This is a genomic window from Qipengyuania algicola (assembly GCF_042492175.1).
GTDB lineage: Bacteria > Pseudomonadota > Alphaproteobacteria > Sphingomonadales > Sphingomonadaceae > CAJXSN01.
Map to the genome: position 1 here is coordinate 1,891,740 of NZ_CP170453.1, position 23,306 is coordinate 1,915,045.

Annotated in this window: 19 protein-coding genes and 1 tRNA gene; 10 read left to right on the plus strand and 10 right to left on the minus strand. The window is 61.6% G+C overall.

Going from position 1 to position 23,306, the window contains the following annotated elements; genetic code table 11:
- Window positions 1-14 precede the first annotated feature (14 nt).
- A complete protein-coding gene (gene pdeM, locus ACFCW2_RS08940) occupies window positions 15-734 on the minus strand; it encodes a ligase-associated DNA damage response endonuclease PdeM (RefSeq protein WP_379545768.1) in 720 nt (239 codons plus the stop codon).
- A 44-nt stretch (window positions 735-778) separates the two neighbouring features.
- Between pdeM and hemF the strand changes: the two genes are divergently transcribed.
- Together hemF and ACFCW2_RS08950 are read left to right on the plus strand one after the other, a co-directional pair.
- The gene (hemF, locus tag ACFCW2_RS08945; protein ID WP_379545770.1) at window positions 779-1,636 is read left to right on the plus strand and encodes an oxygen-dependent coproporphyrinogen oxidase; all 858 of its coding nucleotides are present in this window, start codon (window positions 779-781) and stop codon (window positions 1,634-1,636) included.
- A 7-nt stretch (window positions 1,637-1,643) separates the two neighbouring features.
- Entirely contained in the window at window positions 1,644-2,513 is an 870-nt protein-coding gene (locus tag ACFCW2_RS08950; RefSeq protein ID WP_379545771.1) for a Rieske (2Fe-2S) protein, read from the plus strand.
- A gap of 43 nt (window positions 2,514-2,556) precedes the next feature.
- Here the strand turns inward: ACFCW2_RS08950 and ACFCW2_RS08955 are convergent, their stop codons facing one another.
- Both ACFCW2_RS08955 and ACFCW2_RS08960 read right to left on the minus strand, forming a co-directional pair.
- Window positions 2,557-3,387: a hypothetical protein gene (locus ACFCW2_RS08955; RefSeq protein WP_379545772.1), complete on the minus strand. Its 831-nt coding sequence runs from the start codon at window positions 3,385-3,387 to the stop codon at window positions 2,557-2,559.
- A 90-nt stretch (window positions 3,388-3,477) separates the two neighbouring features.
- On the minus strand, window positions 3,478-5,112 hold the full coding sequence (locus ACFCW2_RS08960; RefSeq protein ID WP_379545773.1) for a patatin-like phospholipase family protein: 1,635 nt from the start codon (window positions 5,110-5,112) through the stop codon (window positions 3,478-3,480).
- Between the two features lie 135 nt (window positions 5,113-5,247).
- On the opposite strand from ACFCW2_RS08960, the gene ACFCW2_RS08965 reads away from it, so the two are divergent.
- Both ACFCW2_RS08965 and ACFCW2_RS08970 read left to right on the plus strand, forming a co-directional pair.
- The gene (locus ACFCW2_RS08965) at window positions 5,248-7,341 is read left to right on the plus strand and encodes a RelA/SpoT family protein (RefSeq protein WP_379545774.1); all 2,094 of its coding nucleotides are present in this window, start codon (window positions 5,248-5,250) and stop codon (window positions 7,339-7,341) included.
- Window positions 7,338-7,697 carry a VOC family protein gene (locus ACFCW2_RS08970; RefSeq protein ID WP_379545776.1) on the plus strand — a complete coding sequence of 120 codons (360 nt, stop codon included), beginning with the start codon at window positions 7,338-7,340 and terminating at the stop codon, window positions 7,695-7,697. The genes ACFCW2_RS08965 and ACFCW2_RS08970 overlap by 4 nt, the downstream gene beginning before the upstream one ends.
- A gap of 205 nt (window positions 7,698-7,902) precedes the next feature.
- Here the strand turns inward: ACFCW2_RS08970 and ACFCW2_RS08975 are convergent, their stop codons facing one another.
- From ACFCW2_RS08975 to ACFCW2_RS08985, 3 genes are all read right to left on the minus strand, one after another.
- Entirely contained in the window at window positions 7,903-8,220 is a 318-nt protein-coding gene (locus tag ACFCW2_RS08975; RefSeq protein ID WP_379545777.1) for a DUF1905 domain-containing protein, read from the minus strand.
- Window positions 8,217-9,224 (minus strand): peptidylprolyl isomerase, encoded by a 1,008-nt coding sequence (locus tag ACFCW2_RS08980; protein ID WP_379545779.1) that lies wholly within the window; start codon window positions 9,222-9,224, stop codon window positions 8,217-8,219. The genes ACFCW2_RS08975 and ACFCW2_RS08980 overlap by 4 nt, the downstream gene beginning before the upstream one ends.
- 312 nt (window positions 9,225-9,536) lie before the next feature.
- Complete coding sequence (locus tag ACFCW2_RS08985) at window positions 9,537-9,938, minus strand: metallopeptidase family protein (RefSeq protein WP_379545781.1); 402 nt, start codon at window positions 9,936-9,938, stop codon at window positions 9,537-9,539.
- A 113-nt stretch (window positions 9,939-10,051) separates the two neighbouring features.
- On the opposite strand from ACFCW2_RS08985, the gene ACFCW2_RS08990 reads away from it, so the two are divergent.
- Window positions 10,052-10,141, plus strand: a tRNA-Ser gene (locus ACFCW2_RS08990).
- Window positions 10,142-10,154: 13 nt separating this feature from the next.
- Here ACFCW2_RS08990 and ACFCW2_RS08995 read toward each other — a convergent pair.
- The gene (locus ACFCW2_RS08995; protein ID WP_379545783.1) at window positions 10,155-10,970 is read right to left on the minus strand and encodes a zinc-dependent peptidase; all 816 of its coding nucleotides are present in this window, start codon (window positions 10,968-10,970) and stop codon (window positions 10,155-10,157) included.
- Window positions 10,971-11,024: 54 nt separating this feature from the next.
- The gene (locus ACFCW2_RS09000; RefSeq protein WP_379545784.1) at window positions 11,025-11,852 is read right to left on the minus strand and encodes a hypothetical protein; all 828 of its coding nucleotides are present in this window, start codon (window positions 11,850-11,852) and stop codon (window positions 11,025-11,027) included.
- 193 nt (window positions 11,853-12,045) lie between these two features.
- Here ACFCW2_RS09000 and ACFCW2_RS09005 point away from each other — a divergent pair, with 193 nt between their 5' ends.
- Both ACFCW2_RS09005 and ACFCW2_RS09010 read left to right on the plus strand, forming a co-directional pair.
- A complete protein-coding gene (locus tag ACFCW2_RS09005) occupies window positions 12,046-12,627 on the plus strand; it encodes a hypothetical protein (RefSeq protein WP_379545785.1) in 582 nt (193 codons plus the stop codon).
- 116 nt (window positions 12,628-12,743) lie between these two features.
- On the plus strand, window positions 12,744-14,243 hold the full coding sequence (locus ACFCW2_RS09010) for a hypothetical protein (protein WP_379545787.1): 1,500 nt from the start codon (window positions 12,744-12,746) through the stop codon (window positions 14,241-14,243).
- 129 nt (window positions 14,244-14,372) lie between these two features.
- Here ACFCW2_RS09010 and ACFCW2_RS09015 read toward each other — a convergent pair whose 3' ends face one another.
- Complete coding sequence (locus ACFCW2_RS09015; RefSeq protein ID WP_379545789.1) at window positions 14,373-15,032, minus strand: LuxR C-terminal-related transcriptional regulator; 660 nt, start codon at window positions 15,030-15,032, stop codon at window positions 14,373-14,375.
- Window positions 15,033-15,082: 50 nt separating this feature from the next.
- On the opposite strand from ACFCW2_RS09015, the gene ACFCW2_RS09020 reads away from it, so the two are divergent.
- The gene (locus ACFCW2_RS09020; RefSeq protein ID WP_379545791.1) at window positions 15,083-17,044 is read left to right on the plus strand and encodes a sensor histidine kinase; all 1,962 of its coding nucleotides are present in this window, start codon (window positions 15,083-15,085) and stop codon (window positions 17,042-17,044) included.
- A 13-nt stretch (window positions 17,045-17,057) separates the two neighbouring features.
- On the opposite strand, the gene ACFCW2_RS09025 is transcribed toward ACFCW2_RS09020, so the two are convergent.
- Window positions 17,058-18,569, minus strand: coding sequence for a tryptophan halogenase family protein (locus ACFCW2_RS09025; protein WP_379545793.1), 1,512 nt, complete (start codon window positions 18,567-18,569; stop codon window positions 17,058-17,060).
- 286 nt (window positions 18,570-18,855) lie between these two features.
- Here ACFCW2_RS09025 and ACFCW2_RS09030 point away from each other — a divergent pair, with 286 nt between their 5' ends.
- Window positions 18,856-22,185 carry a TonB-dependent receptor gene (locus ACFCW2_RS09030; RefSeq protein WP_379545795.1) on the plus strand — a complete coding sequence of 1,110 codons (3,330 nt, stop codon included), beginning with the start codon at window positions 18,856-18,858 and terminating at the stop codon, window positions 22,183-22,185.
- Between the two features lie 96 nt (window positions 22,186-22,281).
- The gene (locus ACFCW2_RS09035) at window positions 22,282-23,301 is read left to right on the plus strand and encodes a glycoside hydrolase family 16 protein (protein ID WP_379545796.1); all 1,020 of its coding nucleotides are present in this window, start codon (window positions 22,282-22,284) and stop codon (window positions 23,299-23,301) included.
- Window positions 23,302-23,306 lie beyond the last annotated feature (5 nt).

Here is a 23,306-nt window from a genome sequence, read left to right on the forward strand (position 1 = left end):
CGGGGTTTGTTTCCCTATGCCGCGACCCTGCTGCCTGCGCGCCACAGCGGGAAGCGCGCCAGACGGCCCTTTGCCGGGACCACGGCGTTGATCGCGCCGGCGGGCTGCAACGCTTTCAGGATGGCCGGATCGCCTGCGGGCATGCCGCCGGTCAGCGTGCCGAAGGCGGGGGCGATCATCCGGTGTGCCTCGCCGCCGGTTTCGGCAATCACGGCGCAGGGGCGGGCAATCCGCCGTCCCCGCACGGTGACTTTCAGCTTGGGGTGATAATGGCCGGAGATTTCGGGCCGGGTCTCTCCGCGCTGTGCCTCGTGCCGCAGGATGATGCCGCCCAGTTCCAGTTCCTCGACCATGCGCCCGCCACAGGTCGCCTCTGCCACGCTGCCGTCCTTGCGCGTGTCATGATTGCCGGTGATCCAGATCCAGTCGAGTGCGGAGGTCATTTCGCCCAGCATCGCGCAAGCCTGCTCGTCCATCCGCGCCGCGCCGTCGGCATCGTGAAAATTGTCGCCTAGGGTAATCACCTGCTGCGCGCCGGTCGAGCGCACTTCTGCCACCACCCGCTCCAGCGTCTCGCGGCTGTCATAAGGCGGCAGCATTTGCCCGTGCTGCGCGTAAAAGCTGGCCTTTTCCAGATGCAAGTCCGCCACCAGCAAGGCTTCCTCGCGCGGCCAGTAAAGCGCGCGGCCGGGCGTCAGCATCAATTCTGTATCGGCGAACGAAAGGGGAACCATGGGCCGCTATTGCCGAAGCCCTCAACGCTTGGCAAGAGGGCCTTATGACCGATTGGACCGACAACTCCGCCCGCGCCCGTGAATGGTTTGAAAGCCTGCGCGACCGCATCTGCGCCAGCTTCGAAGAAATCGAGCGCGAGGCAGGCTCCGACGCTGCGTTCGAATACACGCCGTGGCAGCGGGAAGAGGAAGGCAACGAGAATCCCGGCGGCGGCACGCGCGGCCTGATCAAGGGCAAGGTGTTCGAGAAGGCCGGGGTGAATGTCTCCACCGTCCATGGCCGGTTCGCGCCCGAATTTGCCAAGACGATGAACGGGGTCGACCCCGACAATCCGACCTTCACCGCGACCGGCATCAGCCTGGTCGCGCACATGGCCAATCCGCATGTGCCCGCCGTCCATATGAACACGCGGTTCCTTGTGACGGGCAAGGCGTGGTTCGGCGGCGGAGCCGATCTCAATCCGCCTATTCCCTATGAGGAAGACACCGCTGATTTCCACGCCCGGATGCGCGCGGCCTGTGCGGCGCACAACCCGACCTATTACGACCGCTACAAGAAATGGGCGGACGAGTATTTCTATATCCCCCACCGCGAGGTGCATCGCGGCGTCGGCGGGATTTTCTACGACCATCTGGAATGCGCCGATGAAGCCGAGTTCGACCGGCATTTCGCCTTCACCCGCGATGTGGGCGAGGCGTTTCTGGATATTTACCCGCAACTGGTGCGTCGCCGAATGGACGCCGATTTTACTCCCGAAGACGAAACCGCCCAGCTGGAATATCGCGGGCGCTACGCGGAGTTCAATCTGGTCTACGACCGCGGCACGTTGTTCGGCCTGAAGACCGGCGGCAATATCGACGCGATCCTGATGAGCCTCCCTCCGCGCGCCGAGTGGAGTTGATCCGCCCGTGACCGCAGCAGGCTTTGCCGGGCGCGCTACTGCCATTGACCGCGAGCAGACCCGCGCGCTGCATTATCTGGGCAATTATGTTCGCCGGATGCCGACCAATCTGAAGCGGATGATGGAGAACGCCTATGACTGGGAGCATTTGCCCTTCGTCCATCCGCAGGCGTTTTCGTCCATCGCGATTGCCGAGGAAGGGCGCTGGGGCTGGCGGGCCGAGGTGGGTTTGCCCGCAGAGACCGGCGGTGGCACGCAGCTGATCGAGTTGCTGGTCGATCCGGCTGCGGGTTACTGGGCGACGACTGTGGTGGAGGGCCTGGGGCAGGGCACCCAGATTCACACGCAGGCGCGCGATGTGACAGACGGCGCCGGGGCCGCCGAAGAAATCGAAGTCGATGTCCGGTTCTATCTGCCGCAGGCCCCCGAAACCGACGAGCAATCCGCAATGATCCTCGGCTATCTGCAAGCGCAATATGCCGGGCTGTACGATCAGGACGAGGCGCTGATGGTGGCGCGACAAGAGGCGCTCGACAAGACGCGCGATCTTGCGAGTGACCGGGGTTTGCCCGACACGGTCACGCTGGGAGCAGCGAGTGCGCTGGACAAATCGAAGACGCACCGCGTCGCGCTGGCGCCAGGCGATGTGGCCGTGCGCTTCCACGAGGGCGCATGGATCGCCCACGCCGCCGTGTGCCCGCATTTGCTGGGGCCGCTGGCCGATGCCCCGATCAAGGACGGCGTGCTGACCTGCCCATGGCACGGCTACTGCTTCCCAGTGGAAGGTGGCCGCGAGGTGGATGGCAAGCCTTGTACGCTGGCGGCTTCTGCCGTCGTCGCGATTGTCGAGGGAGAATTGCGCATCTCACGAAGATGAAGGCCCGATGCGACCCGATCAGATAGCGTCTGACGCTGCCAGCCTAAGCGAATATCGCGATTACGCCGCCCGTCGCGAGCTCAATCAGCGCAATTAGGGTCATGCACAGAGTGAACGGAACATTCCGCAGCCGTTCGATCTGAACTTCGTTCCAGCTCAGGTAGCGGTTGAGAAGCGATAGGATCAGACCGGACGCTACGATCAATATCTGCAGGATCGTCAGGAATATCGACGTCGCGGCATTGTTCACGGTCCCATACATGGCAACGAAAACGTACCCTAAGATAGGCAAGCCTAGGAAATGGGTATCGCCGAGGCTTGCAAGCCCTGCGTCCCCCTGCATGCTAACAAATGTAAAGGTAGCAGCGAAGAAAAAGAGCGGGGGCAGCAATGAGAGGACGAAATCGAGCAAGAGCCGCGCGACGAACTGCAAGCGTGTTAGACTTTGAAAATAGAATAGCCTTTTTGTAACGTATATTGAAAAGTAGTCACTTGAAATGAGAATGATGACCGATAAAATGATGAAAATAGCATATCCCGGAATATTTTCAGCTGTAGGTGGAACCTGTTGGACCAGGACACGTAATCCGCTATCAATGTAGAGCCAGTAGAGCAGTGCCGACATAATTACGGAATATGCAGCCACTTTGGGTATCGAAATACGATCAATGTCATCCCGACAGGTGAATATCTGCACGATGGATGTGATTACGGCCGATTCGAATTCTCTGGTCGACAAAGCACGGTCCAGCATGATGAAGTCGCCGACTTTGTCTCTAAGAGGGCGGGGCGCGACTTGATCGAGAAATGCACCCAAGCCGATAAATGAAACGACTTGGGCCAGCAGCGAAGAATTTATCTGCTCCATCAACATTGCAAGCGAACCCCGTCAGTCGATCCCGCCCCATTGCTCGGGCAATTTCGCTTACCGTGTCAACCTTGGCTGATGACGTTTCGGAAGGGCTTAGCTTCCACCCCATCCGGCGTTCTGCGCGCGGTATTCTCCGTAGGCGATCAGGCAGCGCATGAAGCGTTTGTGGAACTGTACCGGGTTATCCACGCGGTTATCCACGTCGCGCCACTGGCTGCAGGTCAGGGCTTCGGGGGCGCCGTCTTTCTCCGGATTGGGCAGGGTGTGGGTGAACTCGGCCACGTCCCGGTCGATCCGCATGAAGTGGAGACATCCCGCTTCATCGCAGGTCGATTGCCCCACCTCCTGTGCCGAGAAGCGATAGACCTGATTGACGAGGATCTTCTCCGACCCCAGCGCCAGTTCCAGAATGTTCCAGTTCTTGTGCTTTCCGCCGGGGCCGCCATGGGGTGGGAAGGCTTCACACAGTTTGGGGTCTTCCTTAGGGCATTTGGCCGGGGCCATATTAAGCGTGCCGTTGACGATGGCGTAGATGGTTGGCGGCGGCGCGGAATAGCTGCGATAGTCCTGCCCGCCCGGCGTGGTGGCCCGCTTGCGGCGCACCTCCATCATCGCGCTGGAGAACATGCCGAACCGGCTGCCCCCGTCGATATACATGGCATTGTCGATGAATACCGGTGGCGCGGCCATGGGGGTGGAGGAGGAGGCTACGATGGCCTCGACATAGCAATCCTTCCACCGCGCCTTCTGCACCGGATCGGTCGCCGCGACATAGCGCATGGCCATGTTGCCCAGATCGAACGCGACGCCTTCACCGGTGTCCACATCGGTCGCGCCGACATACAGGCGGCGGCCTTGCCCGTGGCCCATCGCAATCCGCTCCATGATCGGATCGGACAGAAAATGCTTTAGCCGCCCGCGCAGGGGTACCAGATCGGCAAAGGAACCGCGCCGCAACAGGGTGGGGAAGTTCTTGCTGGTGATGCGCCCGTCGGTCGGGGTGACGAAGGGGGTGAGCAGCTGTTCCTCAGCCTCGATCGTATAGCCTGCCTTTGCGGACTCTTTGCTTCCTGCGAAGGCGAAGCTGGCCAGGATCGCTCCGGTGCTGACGCCGGTGACGGTGCGGAATTCGGGTAGCGGGCCGTCCCAGCCTGCCAGAATGCCGGCCCCGAATGCGCCATTCTCGCTGCCGCCGGACAGCGCCAGCAAGACGTCGGGTGCGCGGCGCATCACTCTGGGCACGGGAGCCGGTTCGGGCGGAGCCATCACCGGGGCAGGAGCATGTGCGCCATCGCCCGGCTCGCCGGTGACCGGCGGCGTCGGCATGACTGTTGGTGGAGGCGGGGCCGGCGCGGGCTGGGGCGCTGGTGTGCTGAGCGAACCTTCGATCAGGCGGGCCAGTTCCGATACTGGCTCTTCCTGCACTGCTTGCACAGGTCTTGCGCGGACAACAGGTGCGGCGGCGGGCGCATCGGGGGACCGGACGCCTTCGACCGGCACGGGCGCCGGGGCTGGCGGTGGTGCTGAGGGTGGTGCTGGGGCCGGGGGCATATTGCTTGCCAGAACCGGAGTGCCCGGGCCCGGCGGTGCCGTTGCCAGCTTCACCGTGTCGAAGCCGCAGAATTGCGAATTGTCTGTAAACTGTGATGTCTGGCTGCACGCACCAAGGCCCACACCCGCGAGTACAGCCACGCCGAAGGATCGGCCCCATTTGCGAAATGCTTGCATCGATCGCTTTCCCCTGAAGTGGTTCGGGCGACCCGTTTTTCTTTTGCGCGTACCCGTCTTGTTACTGCTGCACAATCGCCGCGGGCGCTTTTTGCATTGCAAATTTGCGCTACGCGGTCACATCATGAAAACAGGATGTTGCGCCAGTACGAACTTGTCGAGCGGGTCAAGGATTACGACCCCGACGCCGATGAGGCGATGCTCAACCGTGCCTATGTCTATACGGTGCAGAAACACGGCACTCAGAAACGCGCCAGCGGCGATCCGTATTTCAGCCATCCGGTAGAGGTCGCCGGGCTGATGACCGATCTGAAGCTGGATCAGGCCACCGTGATGACCGCGCTGCTGCACGACACGGTCGAAGACACGCTGGCGACCATTGAGGATATCGAGAAGAATTTCGGGGCCGATGTGGCGCGGCTGGTCGATGGCGTGACCAAGCTCAGCAAGATCGAGCAGATGCCGGAGAACGAGCGCGCGGCGGAGAACCTGCGCAAGTTCCTGCTCGCCATGTCGGAAGACATCCGCGTGCTGCTGGTGAAGCTGGGCGACCGGCTGCACAACATGCGCACGCTGCACTTCATCAAGAAGGAGGAGAAACGTCAGCGGATCGCGCGCGAGACGCTGGATATCTATGCTCCGCTGGCGGAGCGGATCGGCATGTATGAATATATGCGCGAAATGCAGGCGCTGGCGTTCGAGCATCTGGAGCCGGAGGCGCATGCGACAATCACCGGGCGGCTGGGACAAATCCGCGAGCAGGACGGAGCACAGGTCGATTCCATTGCGCTGGCGATCAAGCAGGCGCTGGCTGAGGCAGGGCTACAAGTGGAAGTGCACGGGCGCGAGAAACAGCCCTATTCCATCTGGAAGAAAATGGCTGAGCGGCATGTCCATTTCGATGCCATCACGGACATTTTCGCCTTCCGCGTGCTGACCGAAAGCCAGGAGGATTGCTACCGCGCGATGGGCATATTGCACACCACGTGGCAGTTCATTCCCGGGCGGTTCAAGGACTACATCTCCACGCCGAAAAACAACGGCTACAAATCGCTCCACACCTCGCTGATCTTCGACAAATCGATGCGTGTCGAGGTGCAGATACGCAGCCAAGAAATGCACCGGACCAACGGGTTCGGACTGGCTGCGCACTGGGCCTACAAACAAGCCGACGATCATGACGGGCAGGTGGCGTGGCTGCGCGATCTGATCGAGATCGTCGATGCCAGCCATGATGCAGAGGAGCTGCTCGAGCACACGCGGATGGCGATCTATCAGGATCGCATCTTCGCCTTCACGCCCAAGGGGGCGCTGTTCCAGTTGCCCAAGGGCGCGACGCCAGTTGATTTCGCCTTTGCCGTGCATACCGATCTGGGTGCGCAGACGGTGGGGGCCAAAATCAACGGACGGCACATGCCGCTGCGCACCGTGCTCAACAATGGCGACGTGGTGGAGATTCTGAAAGCTGACGCTGCCGAGCCGCAAATGGCGTGGCTGGGGCATGTGGTGACGGGCAAGGCGCGCGCTGCGATCCGCCGGGCCGTGCGTCTGAAAGAGCGCGAGGAAATTGCCGCGCTGGGCCGCAAACTGTTCGAGGATATCGCCGACCGTGTGCCGGCCAAGATTGGCAAGAAGGCTCTGCGCGCGGCGGTCAAGCGGCTGGAGATGGAGGACGAGGACGATCTGATGCACGCCATCGGTGCGGCCAAGATCGAGGACCGCGCGGTGATGGAGGCGCTGGTGCCGGGCTGCACCGAGAGCATCGAGGAAGGCGACGCCGAATGGACTCGGCGCGACCGGGCGATCTCGATCCGCGGCCTGACGCCGGGGGTCGGGTTCAAACTGGCGGAATGCTGCCACCCCGTGCCGGGCGACCGGATTGTCGGCCTGCGCCGCCCGAATGACAGTGTGGAAGTGCACGCCATCGATTGCCTGACGCTGGCCAGCGGGATCGATAATGACTGGCTCGATCTGCAATGGGACAAGGACAGTCAGGGCGCCTACGGCATGCTGCGGGTCACTCTGTATGACCGGATGGGGACGCTGGCTGAAATGGCGGGCATCTTTGCCAAGAACCACGTGAATGTCCGCAGCCTGCAGCAGACCCAGCTGGACCATCCTTTCACCAGCTACGAGATCGAGCTGGAAGTGCAGGATCTGGCGCATCTGACGCGTATTCTCAGCGCGCTGCGGGCGAGTGATGCTGTGGCGCAGGCGGATCGCGGGTGAGTGTAATTGGTATCGATCATGTGCAGTTGGCCATTCCCGAGGGTGGCGAGAGTACTGCGCGGGAGTTCTTTTGCGGGCTGCTAGGCTTTGCGGAAGTGCCCAAGCCGGCCAATCTCTCGCCCAGCGGCTGCTGGCTGACCAGCGGCGCGGTGGCTTTGCATATCGGTGTCGATACGGACTTTCGCCCGGCGACCAAGGCGCACCCAGCGTTTCTGGTCGATGATCTGGCTGCCCTGCGTGAGCGGCTGGAGGCGGCGGGCTGCGAAACGCGCGATGACAAGCCGGTGGAGGGGTATGAGCGCTTCTTCACCAGCGATCCGTTCGGCAACCGGATCGAGCTGATGCAGAAGGTGTAAAGATCGGCGGAATTGGTTGCGGATACGGCGCAGTCTCTGATGGTTGGGCGCTGCGCACAAACGTAGTGTGACCCTGGCCCCTAACCTATCGTCACCCCGGCCCCCCAAGCCGGGGCCCAGCTTACTTCGGGCGCAGCGCAAGAAAAGCTGGGCCCCGGATCAAGTCCGGGGTGACGAGGATTGTTGGGAATTCAGAAGGGCTCTCTCAAAGCAATTCCAACTCCACCACGACCGCATCGCCTTCCGCCAAATCCTCGGCGCGCATGACCTTCTTGCTGACCAGCAGCACCCACTCGGCTTGTTTGGCCTGCGGAAACACCGAAGTCTTCCACCGTGTCCCGCCAATCCGCGCAAACACCTTCACCGAACCGAATCCCCGCCGCGCGCCGGTCTCCAGCCGCTCGATCCGCGCGTGCATCGCCACTTGCTCCGCCACATCGCCGGTCAGCGTGACCAGGTGATAGGTCCCCCGCTCCCCCTGCCAACGGGTGAGGGGCAGGGTGGCGCTAAGCGTTTCGCTCATTCGGCGACCGGGGCGGCAACCCGCCGGACAGGCACCGGGATGTTGCAGATATCCGCGCCACCTGCTGGCTCGATAAACCACGGGTCGCGTCGGTTCGCGCGGGCATCGGCGTATTTACGAAAAGCTCGCTTCTTAGTGGACAAAAACTCAAGCCTTGGCTGTTCTGCAATCGGGAGGTCACTGGCTAGCCTCACCCATCGAACCGGGACGCGCTTTGTCACATCCGCATAGAAGCCTAAGGCTCCTTTCCCTCGTGGAAGAGAAGATAGGTGCTCGATACCTTCAACCACTCTGCCAACTACTCCGATATTGCGGTCAAGATGCCTCGGCGCATGGCCAATGACCGTGTAAAGTTCCGCGCCGGACCCAGCATCCGGAGAATAGCCGCGCCCGACTCCAACTGTGCCGTAACAGTGGACAGGCCATATCTCGTCGCTGTCGGAAGCGACCGGCCATCCTGCAACAAAACCTGCGTCGGGTGCATACGCGTCCTCGGAACGAATCTCGTGCAGACCCCAATCAACCCTCACTCTTGGCATTGCGGTGTAGCCGTATAGCCGGTTGCCGCCGATAGAATGCTGGTCCCGGTTCTTGTCTTCGACATAATCCGAACTGCGGGTATTTTTCAGCCCCTCCGGCAGCGGCTTCGCCTCACCCTCCGCTTCCGGGTTGTCGACATTGGGATCGCCCCACTGGACGACGTAATTGTCCTGCACGCGGTTGATGCTGATGCCGTCATACCAGCCTGTGCGGACGAGGGTGCGGATGTTCTCGACCCAGCCTTGGCTGAAAGGCGGCGGCATGAGTTGGATTACGACTTGGCGCTCGTTGCCTTGCACGTCCGGGGCGAGGGTCATCACCAGCAGGTCCTCCGCCGGGATCGCGACCCAGTCGGAGGCTTTTGCGCTCTCGACGATCTGGTTCGGGGATGGCGCGGGATCGTCTTGGGCCGACGCGGGTATAGTCAGGGCGAGGGCGAGGGGGGCGGCGAGAAGACGTTTCATGTGCGGCTTTTTGTCACGGTAGCAACGCCGCGCCTAGGGGTGAGGAAGGAGTTTTTGTCTTCGGCCTGCGGGCGGGGCGCGTCCGCGCCCCTTGCTTCCTCGCTCATGCGCCCTGACGGGCGCGTCGCTGCGGGCGGCCGGTCGGCCTTGCGAAACCTATCGGTTTCGCGACATTTCAGGCCATCAGTCTCGCTGCGGAGCTCGGTCGGCGTCTAGCCGACCGCAAGGGCGACCGCCCGCCCGCAGGTGCTCGACGCGAAGCGTCGAAACAGCACCGAGGACGAACCGACGAAGGTCGGTTCGAAAAGCAAACTAAACCCCATCCTCCAGCGCATGCATGTCCTCGTCGCTCAGCCCGAAATGGTGGCCGATTTCGTGGATCACCACATGCGCTACCAGATGCTCCAGCGTCTCGTCCCCGCGCTCGGCCCATTCGTCGAGGATCGGGCGGCGATAGAGATATACGGTGGGCGGCATCCGGCCCGATTGTTCTATGCTGCGCTCCGTCAGTGCCTCGCCTTCATACAGGCCCGTCAGAGCGAAGGGATTGTCGATCCCGAGATCGTCCAGCACCTCCTGCGCGGCAAAGTCTTCCACCTTGAACACCACGTCGTGCATCTGCTCGCGGAACACCTGTGGCAGGCGGGCCATCGCGGCGCGGCCCATGCGCTCCATTTCGGCCAGAGTGCAGGGGGTCCCGATGGTGCGGCTCATTATGTTCAGCTAGATGCGCGAGGCTTGCAGTGCAATGCCATCACCGCTAAGCGCGCGCCTTCCATGACGAACGCCCTTCGCCGCTGTGCCGGGGGCCGTGCAGACTGGAATGCGGAGACGTGGCCGAGTGGTCGAAGGCGCACGCCTGGAAAGTGTGTAAAGGGGCAACTCTTTCGTGGGTTCGAATCCCACCGTCTCCGCCATTTACCCAGCCCTTCAGGTCCAGCGCGCCGGATCGAGCGCCAGCAGCTCTGACAGCTGGTCATACAGCGCGGGTTCCTGTTCGCGTAGCGCCTGCGGTTTCTCGAAGAATGTGACGATGGCCTCGGCGAAGAACTCTTCGTGCCCCGTTGCGCCATAGGGGTCGATCAGCGTTTCGCGCCCGCTCTGAACCCTTTCCAGATGCACATTGAAAGCGTCCAGCATCGCCGCTTCCCAGCCCGCATAGGCTTGGCCCTTGCGAAGGATCGGGATGCCATCCGTATGGCCGGTCAGCGCGTCCAGCTGGTGCGCGAATTCATGGATCACGACATTGTGGCCGTCGCTGTCATCCAGCCCGCCATGCAGCGCATCGGCCCATGACAGCACGACCGGCCCGCGCGCCCAGCTCTCGCCCAGCAGAGTATGCCGGTTCTCGTGCACGACAAACCCGTCATGATTGCCGCGATGGGTCTGGAACGCAGACGGATAGACCAGCACCGTGCGCAGCGTTTCGTACCAGGCCGGGCTGTTGACGACGAGCAGACAGGCCTGCGCGGCGATGGAGAGCTTCATCTCCTCGCTTACCTCCAGACCGTTATTGCCGTGGAAGGTCACCTGATCGAGGAACAGGTTTATCCTGCCTTCCAGTGCAGGGCGCAATGATGCGGGCAATCGGCGCAGGATGGGGACCAGTCGCATCGTCACCGCGCGCTGCTGCTCTGTTAGCGGAGTGGCCAGCAGCCGCGCGCGGTTTTGCTGCTGCTTCCAGCGGCGATACCACCACAGCAGCGCGGCGAGCAAAACGACAAGAGCGAGCGGCAAGAGCGTCATGCCGCATCACATAAGATCGCCCGCGCCAGTATTGTAGGGTTATGCGCCAGCCGTTCAGGGGCACAGACCGGCTTGCCATTGTCCCGCCGCAGTGCCCCGACTGCACATGCTCTGCGAGAACATTTGCTTCACAAACCAGCCGTCAGCGCCTTGGGCGGCGAGCGCAATAAAGCGCTGCCCGGCCACTGCGTCGTCGGGCAGGCCAAGCATTGTGAGGCGAATGGCGATGACCTCTGTTCGCTGTGTCCTGATCGGGCCGGGCTTCGGCACGATCGAGGGCTGCCAGAACGTCTTCTCCATGGTCAGGGAAACCTCCGGGCGGCCTTCCAGCGTTTCGGGAAATCCCGCCATCAGCTGCGCTACCAGTTGCGCCGGGCTGTCTGCCCGCCAGCTCTCCCAATCGGGCGCGCCGCCGCTGGTCCAGTCGGAAAACTGGCGCGCGCTCAGGGCCGGAGGCAAGTGTTGTCCGGCGTCGAAGCAATGCCGTGCCCCGACATCACTAGTGAAATCGGCAAAGCCAAGGAACTGATCGCCGAACACCACCGAGTAGCGCCGTGGCTGCGTATCGGCTGCTTCGAAGGCGAGGGTACGCGACCCCATGCAGTCGGCACTGCCGACCCGGCTGCTGTAAGTGACTTCGAGATCGCCTGTCAGCTGAATGGTCGCGCTGTTCTGGTCGACCGATAGCGCCAATGTGTTGTCTGCCGTGCGCGCGCCGGAACCAAGGCACCGTGTCATGGCCTCCACTTTGAGCGCCTGCTGCTCTGTCTGCTGGTCGAGGGACACGCAGATGCTGCGGATATCGGTGTGTTTGGCGTGCGCCTGACTATGCGCGGCGAGGCACGATAGGGCGATCAATCCTGCGGTCCATTTGCTGGTCATGGGTGCTCCTTTGCAAGCTCGTGCGGTTGGGGTTTGGCCCGGTCTTGGCTGCCACTGCAAGCTTCAGCCATGGGGTGCATACCCCAATAACGGCGCCCAACATGGGGGATGCACCCCATCCCCTTTTCCGGTCTCGCGGTTCATTCTCCTCTTCGAAATTCAGGCAATCCCGCAATCGGATGAGGATAAGGCAATGCAAAAGCAAACGAGCATCAAGAGGCTGCTGACGATCCCGGCTCTGGCACTTGCGCTGGCGGGCGGTGTTGCCGCCCCGGCGCAGGCGCAGATCCCGGCCCTGCTGCCTTATATCGGCACGGTCGAGCCGCTCGAACCCATGGCGATCGACGGCATTTGGCGTATCCGCGAAATCGACAAGCTGATCGTGATCGACCGGGGCCATGGCTATGCGGTTGAAGGCTGGGTCCACGCGCTGATCTGGCGGGTCATGCCCCGCCATATCGTGCTCGACGATCTGCGAGAGCTTGGCGATGGCCGCATTGCCGGGCGCGATCTGCCTCTGATGGCGGCGGTGACCATGGTCCCGATCGACGATTACACCATCCGCGTAACCGCACATGGGCTGATCCCTGTAACCTATCATCTCGAGCTGGTGGAGCCGGGCAGTGGCCTGCAACCCGGTAGCTCTGAAGAAGCCTTCGATCCCGCAGATAGCGGCAATGGCGACTGGTATTCTTCCGACGATACGCCGGGAGACACCGGCGCGGCCCCCAATGACAGCGACGAGAGCTGGTTCCCCGCCGAGCCCGACAGCTGAGCCAAGAGCCATCGCGGCAGCGCGCCGAACTTTTCAGAGAATTCAGATCAAACCGGAAGGATAGCAAAATGTGGAAAGCAATCGTGAGTACGACGGTGGCATGGGGGCTAGCCCTCATGGTATCGATCGCAATCCCTACCACGCCTGCACAAGCTGCGGCGAGCTGCGGCGGGTTGAACCAGAAAACCTGTATCAGCATCAACAAGGCAAAACGGTGCCAAGCCGGCTTGGTCGAGCAGCGCCAGTCGGGCCGCAACATCTGCGTACGGCCCTCCCAGTCCACGCCGAAACCAGCGCCGGCAGCAGCGGCTTGCGGCGCTCTCAACCAGAAGACCTGCATCAGCATCAATCCGGCGCGCCGCTGCAATAGCGGGCTGGTCGAACAGCGCCAGAGCGGCCGCAATATCTGTGTGCGTCCGGCCCAGGTAAAGCCGAAGCCTGCGGTCTGCGGCAGTCTGGGTCAGAAGACCTGCATCAACATCAACCCCGCTCGCCGCTGCGACAGCGGACTGGTCGAGCAGCGCCAGTCGGGCCGCAATATCTGTGTGCGCCCGGAGCAATTGCAGCCCAAGCCCGCAAGCTGCGGTGGCCTTAACCAGAAGACCTGCATCAACATCAATCCGGCCCGCCGGTGCGACGCCGGCCTTGCCGAGCAGCGTCGCAGTGGCCGCAATATCTGTGTGCCCGAGGGCGAAGTTGGCCCGAAAGAGCGCAATTGCGGCGGTTTGAATCAGAAGACCTGCATCAATGTGATCCCTGCTAGGCGCTGCGAAGCGGGCCTCGTCGAGCAAGCCCTCTATGGCCGCAATATCTGTGTTCGTCCGCAGGATCTGGTCGAGAAAGACGAAACCTGCGGAGGCCTGGGTCAGGTCAGCTGCATCAGCGCCAATCCTGCGAAATGGTGCGACAGCGGACTGGTCCAGAAAAGGCAACCGGGCCGCAACATCTGCATCAAGGGCGTGACCAATGCGGACCGTCTGGATGTGGCAAAGACCGTCCTGCAGGATATCGGCGACAACAATCCGCTGACACGTCTTTCGGAGTGCCTTGCTCAGCCTGCCAAACTGGCCCGGCTTCGCGACGCAATGTCCGACCGTGATCGCAACGGGATTTCCACCCTGCTGACGGAATGCGATGCCAGCATTTCGGAGCTTGCAAGCATGGGCACGATCCCGGCACTTAACGCGCCTTCGTCAGTACCCGGCGAAAGCGGAAACCCCGATGGCTTCTTCAAAACCCTGCACATCACCGCAGGGGCCAGCGGTGCCGCTTGGATCGCCGGGACCGGTTCGGCTGGCTATGTCATCGAACTGGTCAGCAGGCCCAACGGACGCTGGTATTTCACCGGCGGGATTGGCGGCGGACCCAAGGCGGAGATTGTCGGCGATGTCACCGTCGCTCTGTCGCGGGCCGATATTCCGACGGGTGCCTTTGGCTTCGATCATGGAACCTCGGCAGTGATCTCCGGTCACCTGAAGGTGGGCGTATCGGGCGGCATTGCCTTCGTCGGCAACACGCTGGAATTCGACGGCGTCAGCTTCGGTGTGGGCGGAGGCCTCGGTGTAGGCGGAGCGGTTTACAAGAACGGCTCGGTCTTCCCGTTCCCCGATCTCTGAGCAAGCAACGAGCCGCCCGGTGTATGTCGCCGGGCGGCTCCATTCTTTTGACTTCAAAGGCGATCAGGAGCGGCGACGATGGAGAATCCTGAAGCGACTATCGAGGCAACCGAGATGCTGTCCGCTGCCTCAGGCCTGACTGCCAAGAGGATCGATCAGGCCCTCTCTCAAGGCAAAGGCGACCAGCTCGGTCGCCGAATGTGCGCCGGTCTTGGCCATCATATTGGTGCGGTGTCGGTCGACGGTTTTGGCGCTGATTCCCAGCGTTTCGGCAATCTCGCGATTGGTCCGGCCTGCCACGACCAGATTGAGAACCTGCCGCTCCCGGTCCGTCAGCGGGGCAACATCGATGGCTTCATCCAGCAATGCCAGGTAGCGCGCGCAGATGATCCGTGCGCCTTGCAGAATGCGGGGGACTGCGCGGGTCAGTTCTGCCAGATCGTCGGACTTGCAGAAGACACCATCGGCTCCGGCATCGACAATTTCGGCGATCTTTCCGGTCGCAGCAATGCCGGTGAAGACAATCACCTTCGTATCGGGCGACCATCGGCGCGCTTCCAGCAAGACTTCGGTGCCGCCTGCATGGGGCATGGAGACATCCAGCATCAACAGATCAGGCCGATGTTTGCGCATGGCTCCGATGGCTTCGATCCCGTTGCCGACTTCCTCGCAGACTTCGATAGTGAAGCCTTCCACAGCATCGGGATCGCTCAGCGCGCCCGACAGCGCCTGCCGGATGATGGCATGGTCATCGGCTATTACCGTTGAATAGCTGCGCCCCAATGTCATACGTGCAAAGCCACTCCGCCCTTCAGCCAAAAGGTGATGTAGCAAAAAAGATGGGCGAGGCACTGGCAAAAGCGCGAACCTTGCTTCTCGGCCTGCTGGTCGTGCTGGCAGCGGCTTGGCCAGCAGCCACTCTGCAGGCGAGCGTGGCGGTGGACGTGCCCTTGGCTGCATCGGTAGAGCGGATAGACACAGAAGCGCTGTATTACTTCGCGGGCACGGGGGAGACCCCGTCGCTGGAGCAAGCTTTGACAGCTTACCGGGCGGGCGAATTCGGGCGAGATTTTCCGCCGACCAGCGGGATCGACGCCTTCACTCAGGAATTGTGGATCGCTGTTCCGATCCGGACGGCAGCGCAAGGCGAAAGCGGCCTCTCCCGCCGCGTCATCGGTCTGGGCGGAATTTTCGTGGTGCTGCCTAAGGTCTTTCTAGTGGAGGACGGCGGCTCTGCTGAGGAAATCCTCGCAACGCGGGCCACCGACGACGGCGAATTGGTCCCGCGTTATCTGACCTATGTCCGCACGGCGAGCTTCGACTTGCCGCCGGAAAGCGAGCGGCTGATCCTGATCAACACCACGCTGGCCGACAGGCCCACCATCGGGGTGTTCCGCGAGGGCGAGTTGGGGCGCAACCAAATCGTCGCGACCCTAATCAAGGCGGGTTTTACCTTCACGCTGCTGATTATCGGCATCGTGCTGGCGGTGATTGCGCTGGTGACGGATAGGCGGATCGGGCTGCTGATCGCGATCGGGTATTCGCTGGTGATGATTCAGGTGGATGCGTCGCTTTACACCACCACCTATGCCGACACGCCCCAGCAAGGGCGCCAAATATGGGAGGCGCTGACGCTGACCGCGACCTTCTTCTTGTACTACGCGTTTCTCTACGCGTTTCGGGAGAGCCTGCGTCTGCGCCAGTATCCGCTGCTGACCGGCATTGTCGCGCTCCTGCCGCTACCGCTGATCTGGGTGGCAATCGTCTCCGATGTCACCACCGACATTATCTGGGCCTATTATTTCAGCCTGCTGCTGTTCAGCTGTGTGATCGGCTTCCGCTTCGATATCGACCCGCGTCTGCGGAAGATCGCCGGGGCAATCATGGTCGCCTGTTCGGTGGGAGCGGTGCTGGTGGAGCCATTCTATCTTGGTCGCTACCTGCCGGATCTTACCATCGAATATCTGCGCGACGGGTTGCGGCTGCTGGCGGCGATGGGGATCCTGTTCATGGTTCTTGTCGACTTGCGCCGCACCCGGCAAGAGCGTGACCGGATGACGGAAGAACGGGTCGCCGCTCTCCGGTCGCAGGCGGAAACCGATCGACGCCTCCTTCAGACAGAGCGCGAATATGTCCGCGCCCGCGACGCGGCGACCCGCACAAAGCGCCAGCTCGCGGCGGCCAGTCACGATATCCGCCAGCCTTTGGTGGGTCTGCGCCAAGCACTGGCCAGCGAGTCGGCAAATCTTTCCACGCCGCTCCAGTCGCGCCTCGGCGAGGCCATCGATTATCTTGAGCGCCTGACGGAGGAATATGGCGAACGCGCGCCCGCCACAGGGGAAAAGCTGGACCGTGATGAAGAGGCCTATTCGCTCGGCCTGATCTTGCGGACAGTAGACGATATGTTCCGCTCCGAAGCCGAAGCAGCGGGCATCGCGATGGAAGTCGAGCCGACCGATGCTATGACCCGGGTCCCGGCGCTGGCGCTGATCCGGGCGACCAGCAATCTGGTGGCCAACGCGCTTCGGCATTCCGGCGCGTCGAAGCTGCGGATCGCGGTGGACCCGAATTCGCCACTGGCAATAATCGTCGAGGACGATGGATGCGGCATCGCGCCGGAGGATATCGACCGGCTGCAGACCGCTGGAGAGAAAGGTGCGGGGTCGACCGGCGATGGTCTGGGTCTCGCCATTATCGGCGAGCTGGCCGCGCGCCACGGGCTATCGCTGGAACTGACATCGGAAGTGGGCGAGGGCACGCGGGCAGCAATCGTGCTGCCCGGCTCGCCCATGCCCAAATAACTGCTGGTGCCCGTCAGGCCACCATGTCGGCCGGGCAATACTTCGCCAGATAGTCCGGATGGCTGGGCATGTGCTGGACCAGATAGCGGATCGATTTCTCGATCTCGTCGAACTCTGCATCCACCTTGGGCGAGCCGATGGTGTCGGCCATGGGGTTGTGGCCTTCCATGCTGATGCCTTGACCCATCATCACTGCCGCCCAGCTGGTCTCGGTGAACAGCTCGTCCTCCTCGCGGAAGATCTGTCCGTTCAGGCGGAACAGCTCCATCTTTTCGGTCAGGCTATCGGGCACGGCCATGGTGCGGCAGTGTTTCCAGAAATCCGTGTCGGTGCGCTGGGTGGCGTTGTAATGCAGCACCAGAAAATCGCGGATGCGCTCGTACTCCTTGATCGTCAGGCGGTTGAATGCGTCTTCCTGCGCCTGCGTGATCCCGTCCATCGATGCGACCGCGATCAGTTTGTTGATGCCGGTGTTGATCAGGTGGATTGAAGTGGACTCAAGCGGCTCCATGAACCCGGCAGCCAGCCCCAGCGCGACGACATTTTTGTTCCAGAACTTCTTCCGGCGACCAGTGGTGAAGCGCAGGAAATTGGGATCGGCCATCGGTTTGCCGGCCATATTCGCGACCAGAATATCGTGCGCCTCGTCGTCTTCCATATAGGCGCTGCAATAGACGTGGCCATTGCCGTTGCGGTTTTGCAGTGGGACCTGCCATTGCCAGCCCGCCGCATGGGCGGTGGCCTTGGTAAAGGGCGGGGGCGGGCTGCCATCGTCGCGGTTGCAGGGCAGGGCGACCGCCCGGTCGCACGGCAAATAGTGCGTCCAGTCTTCGTAGCCGGTCTCCAGCGCCTGCTCGATTAGCAGCCCGCGAAAGCCGGAGCAATCGATGAACAGATCGCCCTCGATCACTGCGCCATCATCCATGCTGACAGACTGTACGAAACCATCTTCGGACCGCAGTGTAACATCCCCGACGCGTCCTTCGCGCCGGACGACGCCGCGCGTTTCCGCATAAGAGCGCAGATATCGGGCGTAGCGGGTCGCGTCGATGTGATAGGCGTAGTTCATCGGCGGCAGATCGTCGCGCTGGTAATCCTCTGTCCGCGCGAACTTGCCGAAATAGGCGGCCATGGTTTCCAGATTGAACACCTGGATGGGGCGCCTGTCGCCCGCGGCCTGCCGCTTGCGCCATACCTGATGAAACGCAATTCCGCCCATGTCATAGCCGTAATTGCCGAAGGGATGGATATAGCTTTCGCCGACATCGCCCCAATTGCCGAACTGGATCCCCAGCTTGAACGTACCGCGCACTTCGGCAAGCATTTCGGCCTCGTCGATTTCCAGCATTCGGTTGAAATCGACAAAAGGCGGGATCGTCGCCTCGCCCACACCGACCGTGCCGATCTGTTCGGATTCGATCAGGGTGATTGCAACGTCATGGCCTTTTTTGAGGCGTGACAGAGCGGCCGCGGCCATCCAGCCTGCGGTGCCTCCACCCACAATCACAATGCGTTCGATGGCCATGTCCTGCTCCCTATGCGCCAATATCTAAGCGGCCTTATTCCAGCCTTGGCTTGCCCCCTATATGGGCTTTGCGCCTTATTGCGCTGGTGAACGCGCCCGGCAAAGTGTTGCTAGCACGTACCACCGTGGAAAAAAATTGTGAACGTTCATTTTAAGCTTTTGAACGCTCACAATTCAGGCTAGGGCAAGGTCAGATCAAGGGCGAAAACCGCCCGGATTGCACTAGGGAGGGAAACCAGTGATCCGCAGAAATACGCCGTCGGCACGTCCGGCAACCAAACGAATCATGTCGCTTGCGACTGTCTCGGGAATCGCTCTTGGCTTGTCATTGCCCAGCGCGGCGTTCGCTCAGGATGCCGATGAGGCGGAGGCTGCTTCGGAAGGCGTGGTCGATGCGGATGGTGTCATCATCGTCAGCGGTTTCCGCGCCTCGCTTGAGAACGCGCAGAATGTGAAGCGCAACGCTGACACATTTGTCGACGCGATTTCTGCTGAAGACATCGGCGCACTGCCTGACCGTTCTGTCGCAGAGGCGCTGCAGCGCGTTCCCGGCGTGAACATCGGCCGGTTCGAGAAAACCACCGACCCTGACCGTTTCTCGGTTGAAGGCACCGGCGTCATCATCCGCGGCCTGCCTTATGTGCGTTCCGAACTGAACGGCCGCGAGATTTTCTCCGCCACCGGTGGCCGTGTTCTGAGCTTCAACGACGTGTCGCCAGAGCTTCTGGGCCGTGTCGAGGTATACAAGAACGCCACCGCCGACCTGGTTGAGGGTGCGATTGCCGGTACGGTCAATTTGGTCACGCGCAAGCCGCTCGACACCAGTGGTCTTAAGATCGCCGGCACGATCGGTGCGAACTACGGCGATCTCCGCGAAGAGTGGTCGCCTGAGATATCCGGCCTCATTTCGAACAGCTGGGACACCGATGCTGGCTCTTTCGGGGTCCAGTTCGGCTATGCCTATTCCGAATTGAAGAGCCGGACGGACGCATCGCAGGTTGCTGATCCCTGCTACCGCGCCGACACGTTTGACGCGCCTTGTATCCGCGCAGTCTCGGTCGGCTCGGGCGGCTTTGTCGGCGATCCGAACTTCGATGCCTCCAACTTCCCCCCTGCCAATTCTCTGGTGGTGCCCAAGGGGGCAGGTGTGCGGACGACCGATCTGGACCGCGACCGCGAGGCGTTTTCCTTTGTCGGTCAGTATGAGAGCGTGGATGGGCGCTTCGCCGCTACGTTCGAGTGGCTGCGCTCCGATACCAGTTTCGATACTGAAGAATTCGCGCTGATCTCGCGCGTCGATGACGAAGGTCTTTTCCCGGTCCCTGCGGCTGGCAGCACGTGGCAATTCGACGAGAACGGTGTCTTCCAGAGTGGTGTCCTGACGCAGCGCCCGGGCGATGCCTATGCCACGCCGTTTGGTCGCGGCGGTATTCCCGTGGATTCGTTGCGCTTCCTTCGCGGGGCGGATTCCAAGACCGAAGATTTCTCCTTCGACATGCAGTATGAGGCGACCGACCGTCTGCGTTTCAATTTCGAAGCGCAGCATGTCACGTCCGACCTTGCCCGCGACTCGGTCTTTGGCGCGCTCAGCACTTGGGCGGAGGTTGATCTCGATCTCACCGGCAAGACGCCTCAGGTTCAGTTCCTTGCGCCTCCGGGATCGCCAGCGGATTACTTCTCCTCTGGCGAAACGACCTACTATTGGTTCGGATTGGACAGCCGCGAGAAGAACGAAGCCGAACTGAACAGCCTGCGCTTCGACGTCGATTACGACATCAGCGACGAAGGCTTCTTCAAGACTGCGCGGTTCGGCGCGCGCTGGGCGGAGCGTGATCGCACGACTCGCAACACCAATTTCAGCACCTGGGGCAACCTTTCCGCGCCGTGGGCTGGCCGCGCTGGCTGTGCCCCGTGGGGTGAAGGCTCCGGCTGCGGTGCAAGCGGCCCTGGCCCGTTCGGCAACGGCTTCATTCCCGGACGCCTGTACACCGGCTTGCCCGGGCAGGAATTCGCCATCGCGGGCGGCGCGTTCACCGACGAGTTCCCTGATTATTCGTCCTACCGCGACCCGTTCAACAACGGCTTCCAGCGCGGCAACACGCCTCTGCCGATCGAGAATGGATCGGCGTGGTATTTCGGCGGGGATGATTTCCTTGGCGAATATCTCGACGGCCTGACCGACGCGCAGTTCGCCGAGATTCAGGAATTCGGCCAGTCGCCGGAGCGTTTCAACTACGGTGTGAACGGGCGTTCGCGCCCCGATCCGATCACCGGGGAAATCGTCCCGTGTGACATCGAAGGTGTGTATTGCCCCGGTGAAGTCTCCACTGTCACCGAAATCACGAAGGCGGCCTACGCCCGGGTCGATTACGGCACCACATTCGACAATGGCTGGGATCTGACCGGTAACTTCGGCTTGCGTTATGTCGAGACCAAGGTGAGCAGCGGCGGACGGATCGGTTTCCCCGATGCGGCTCGTTTCGATAACCCCGATAACGGGTTCGCCAACGGCGATGGCATCGTGCAGGTATCGGAAATCAATGCTGCTTGTGCGACCCCGGATGTGCCCGGCATCGCCCGTGGCTATTGCAGTCTTTCCCCTGAGCGTACGGCAGAATTTGCCGCCGCGCATACCGGGGAAATCCTGATCGACGACCGGGATATTACTTTCGACAACTGGTTGCCCAGCTTCAATGCGAAACTGGATGTCGGTGATGGGCTCCTGTTCCGTGCTGCCGTGTCGAAGGGCCTGTCGCGTCCCGACTTGCAATTGTTCCGCGCAGGCGGCGGTATTGGCGACAACACCAACGCTCTGGAATTGGCGGGCACTCTGGAAACCGGACCTCTGTTTGCATTGCAGACGGGCAATCGGAACCTGTTGCCGGTGACCTCGTGGAACTATGATCTTTCGGCAGAGTGGTATTTCGACACGGTCGGCTCGCTTACCTTCTCGGTCTTCCTGAAGGACATTCAGGGGATCGTGAACACGGGCTTCGAAACGGTCAATTACACCAGCCCCGGCGGTGTTTCGACTGATGTTCAGGTGGAAGGCCCGATCAACGATCAGGGCGGCACGCTGAAGGGTTTCGAAATTACCCATCAGCAAACCTACGACTTCCTACCCGGCCTGCTCAGTGGCTTGGGGACACAGGTAACCTACACCTATGTCGATGGGGACGATTTCTCGAACCCGAACCTGGCCAATCCGGGACAGGCGTCGATTGCATCTTCTGCGGAAAATGATCTCGGTGGTGGTTCGTTTGCCTTCCTGCAGCCGCTTGCCGGACTGTCGAAGCATACGATCAACGCGACTGTGTTCTACGAGAAAGGCCCGATTGCCGCACGTGCTGCCTATAATTGGCGCTCGGCTTTCTTGGTCACGCCGCGTGATGACATTTTCCCGTTCTCGCCCATCTGGCAGGAATCAACGGGTCAGTTGGACGCCTCGCTGTTCTACACTCTGAATGATGGCATCAAGCTGGGCATTCAGGCGGTGAACCTGCTGGACGAAGTTACCCGCACATCGCAGGTCGTGAATTTCGAAGGGCTGCGCGTACCGCGCTCCGCCTTCCGGAACGACCGGCGCTTCACCTTCCTCGCGCGCTTCGATTTTTAACGAGGCACTTCGCGATACGTGACGCATGGCGGCCCTCGTTCCTTCTTGGGAGCGGGGGCCGTATGCGTTTCGGCTGATCGATTATGGGAGAGGGCCATGGCGGCCATTCGCAATAGCATTACCACCGTATGCGCTTCGCTGCTTTTGGCGGCTTGCGGGTCAACATCGGAGGCGCCTGCTTCAACCAAAAGCGAGGTCATCAACGAAGGCTCGCTGGGTGCAGAGGACAGCGGGCCGGACAGCCAGTCGGGCTGGGACCTGGTGTGGTCCGACGAGTTTGACGGGAACGCGATCGACGACGGCAAGTGGAGCTTCAATATCGATTGCTGGGGCGGCGGCAATGAAGAGCGCCAATGCTACACCGACCGGGCAGAGAATGCTTCGCTGGAAGACGGCAAGCTGGTGATCACGGCGCGCAAGGAAGAGTATTCCGGACCCGCGCTTCCGCCGCATATGCGCGAGGGCGCAGACGATCCCGACGCGCAGGCAACCAAGCCTTTCACCTCCGCCCGGCTCGTCACCCAGGGCAATGCCGCGTGGCAATATGGCCGGATCGAAGTGCGCGCCAAATTGCCGCAGGGGCAAGGCACCTGGCCCGCCATCTGGATGCTGCCGGAAGACGAAGCCTATGGCACATGGGCCGCATCGGGCGAGATCGATATTATGGAAGCGGTCAATCTGGGCGTCCCCTGTGAGGAATGCCCGAACGGACAGGAAAGCACTATTCTGGGCACGCTCCACTTCGGCGGACTGTGGCCGGACAATTCGCTCAACAGCACGGAAATCTCGTATCCTGCGGTGCTGGACGGTTTTCATACCTTCGGCATCGTCTGGCAACCGGGCCGGATGGTCTGGACCGTTGACGGGCGTGTTTTCGCTGAGAAGCGTAGCGAAGACTGGTTCACCACGGCCACAGACGAGGCCAACGCTCCGTTCGATAAACCGTTTCACCTTATCCTCAATCTCGCTATCGGTGGAGGACTGCCGGAAAAGCGCGGCCTGATGGGCGTGTCAGAAGAGGGATTTCCAAAGCGGATGGAAGTGGACTGGGTCCGGGTTTGGGAATGCAATTCGCAAGCGGATGAACCCGGCAGCTGCGCGTGGACCGGGGACTGAAATTT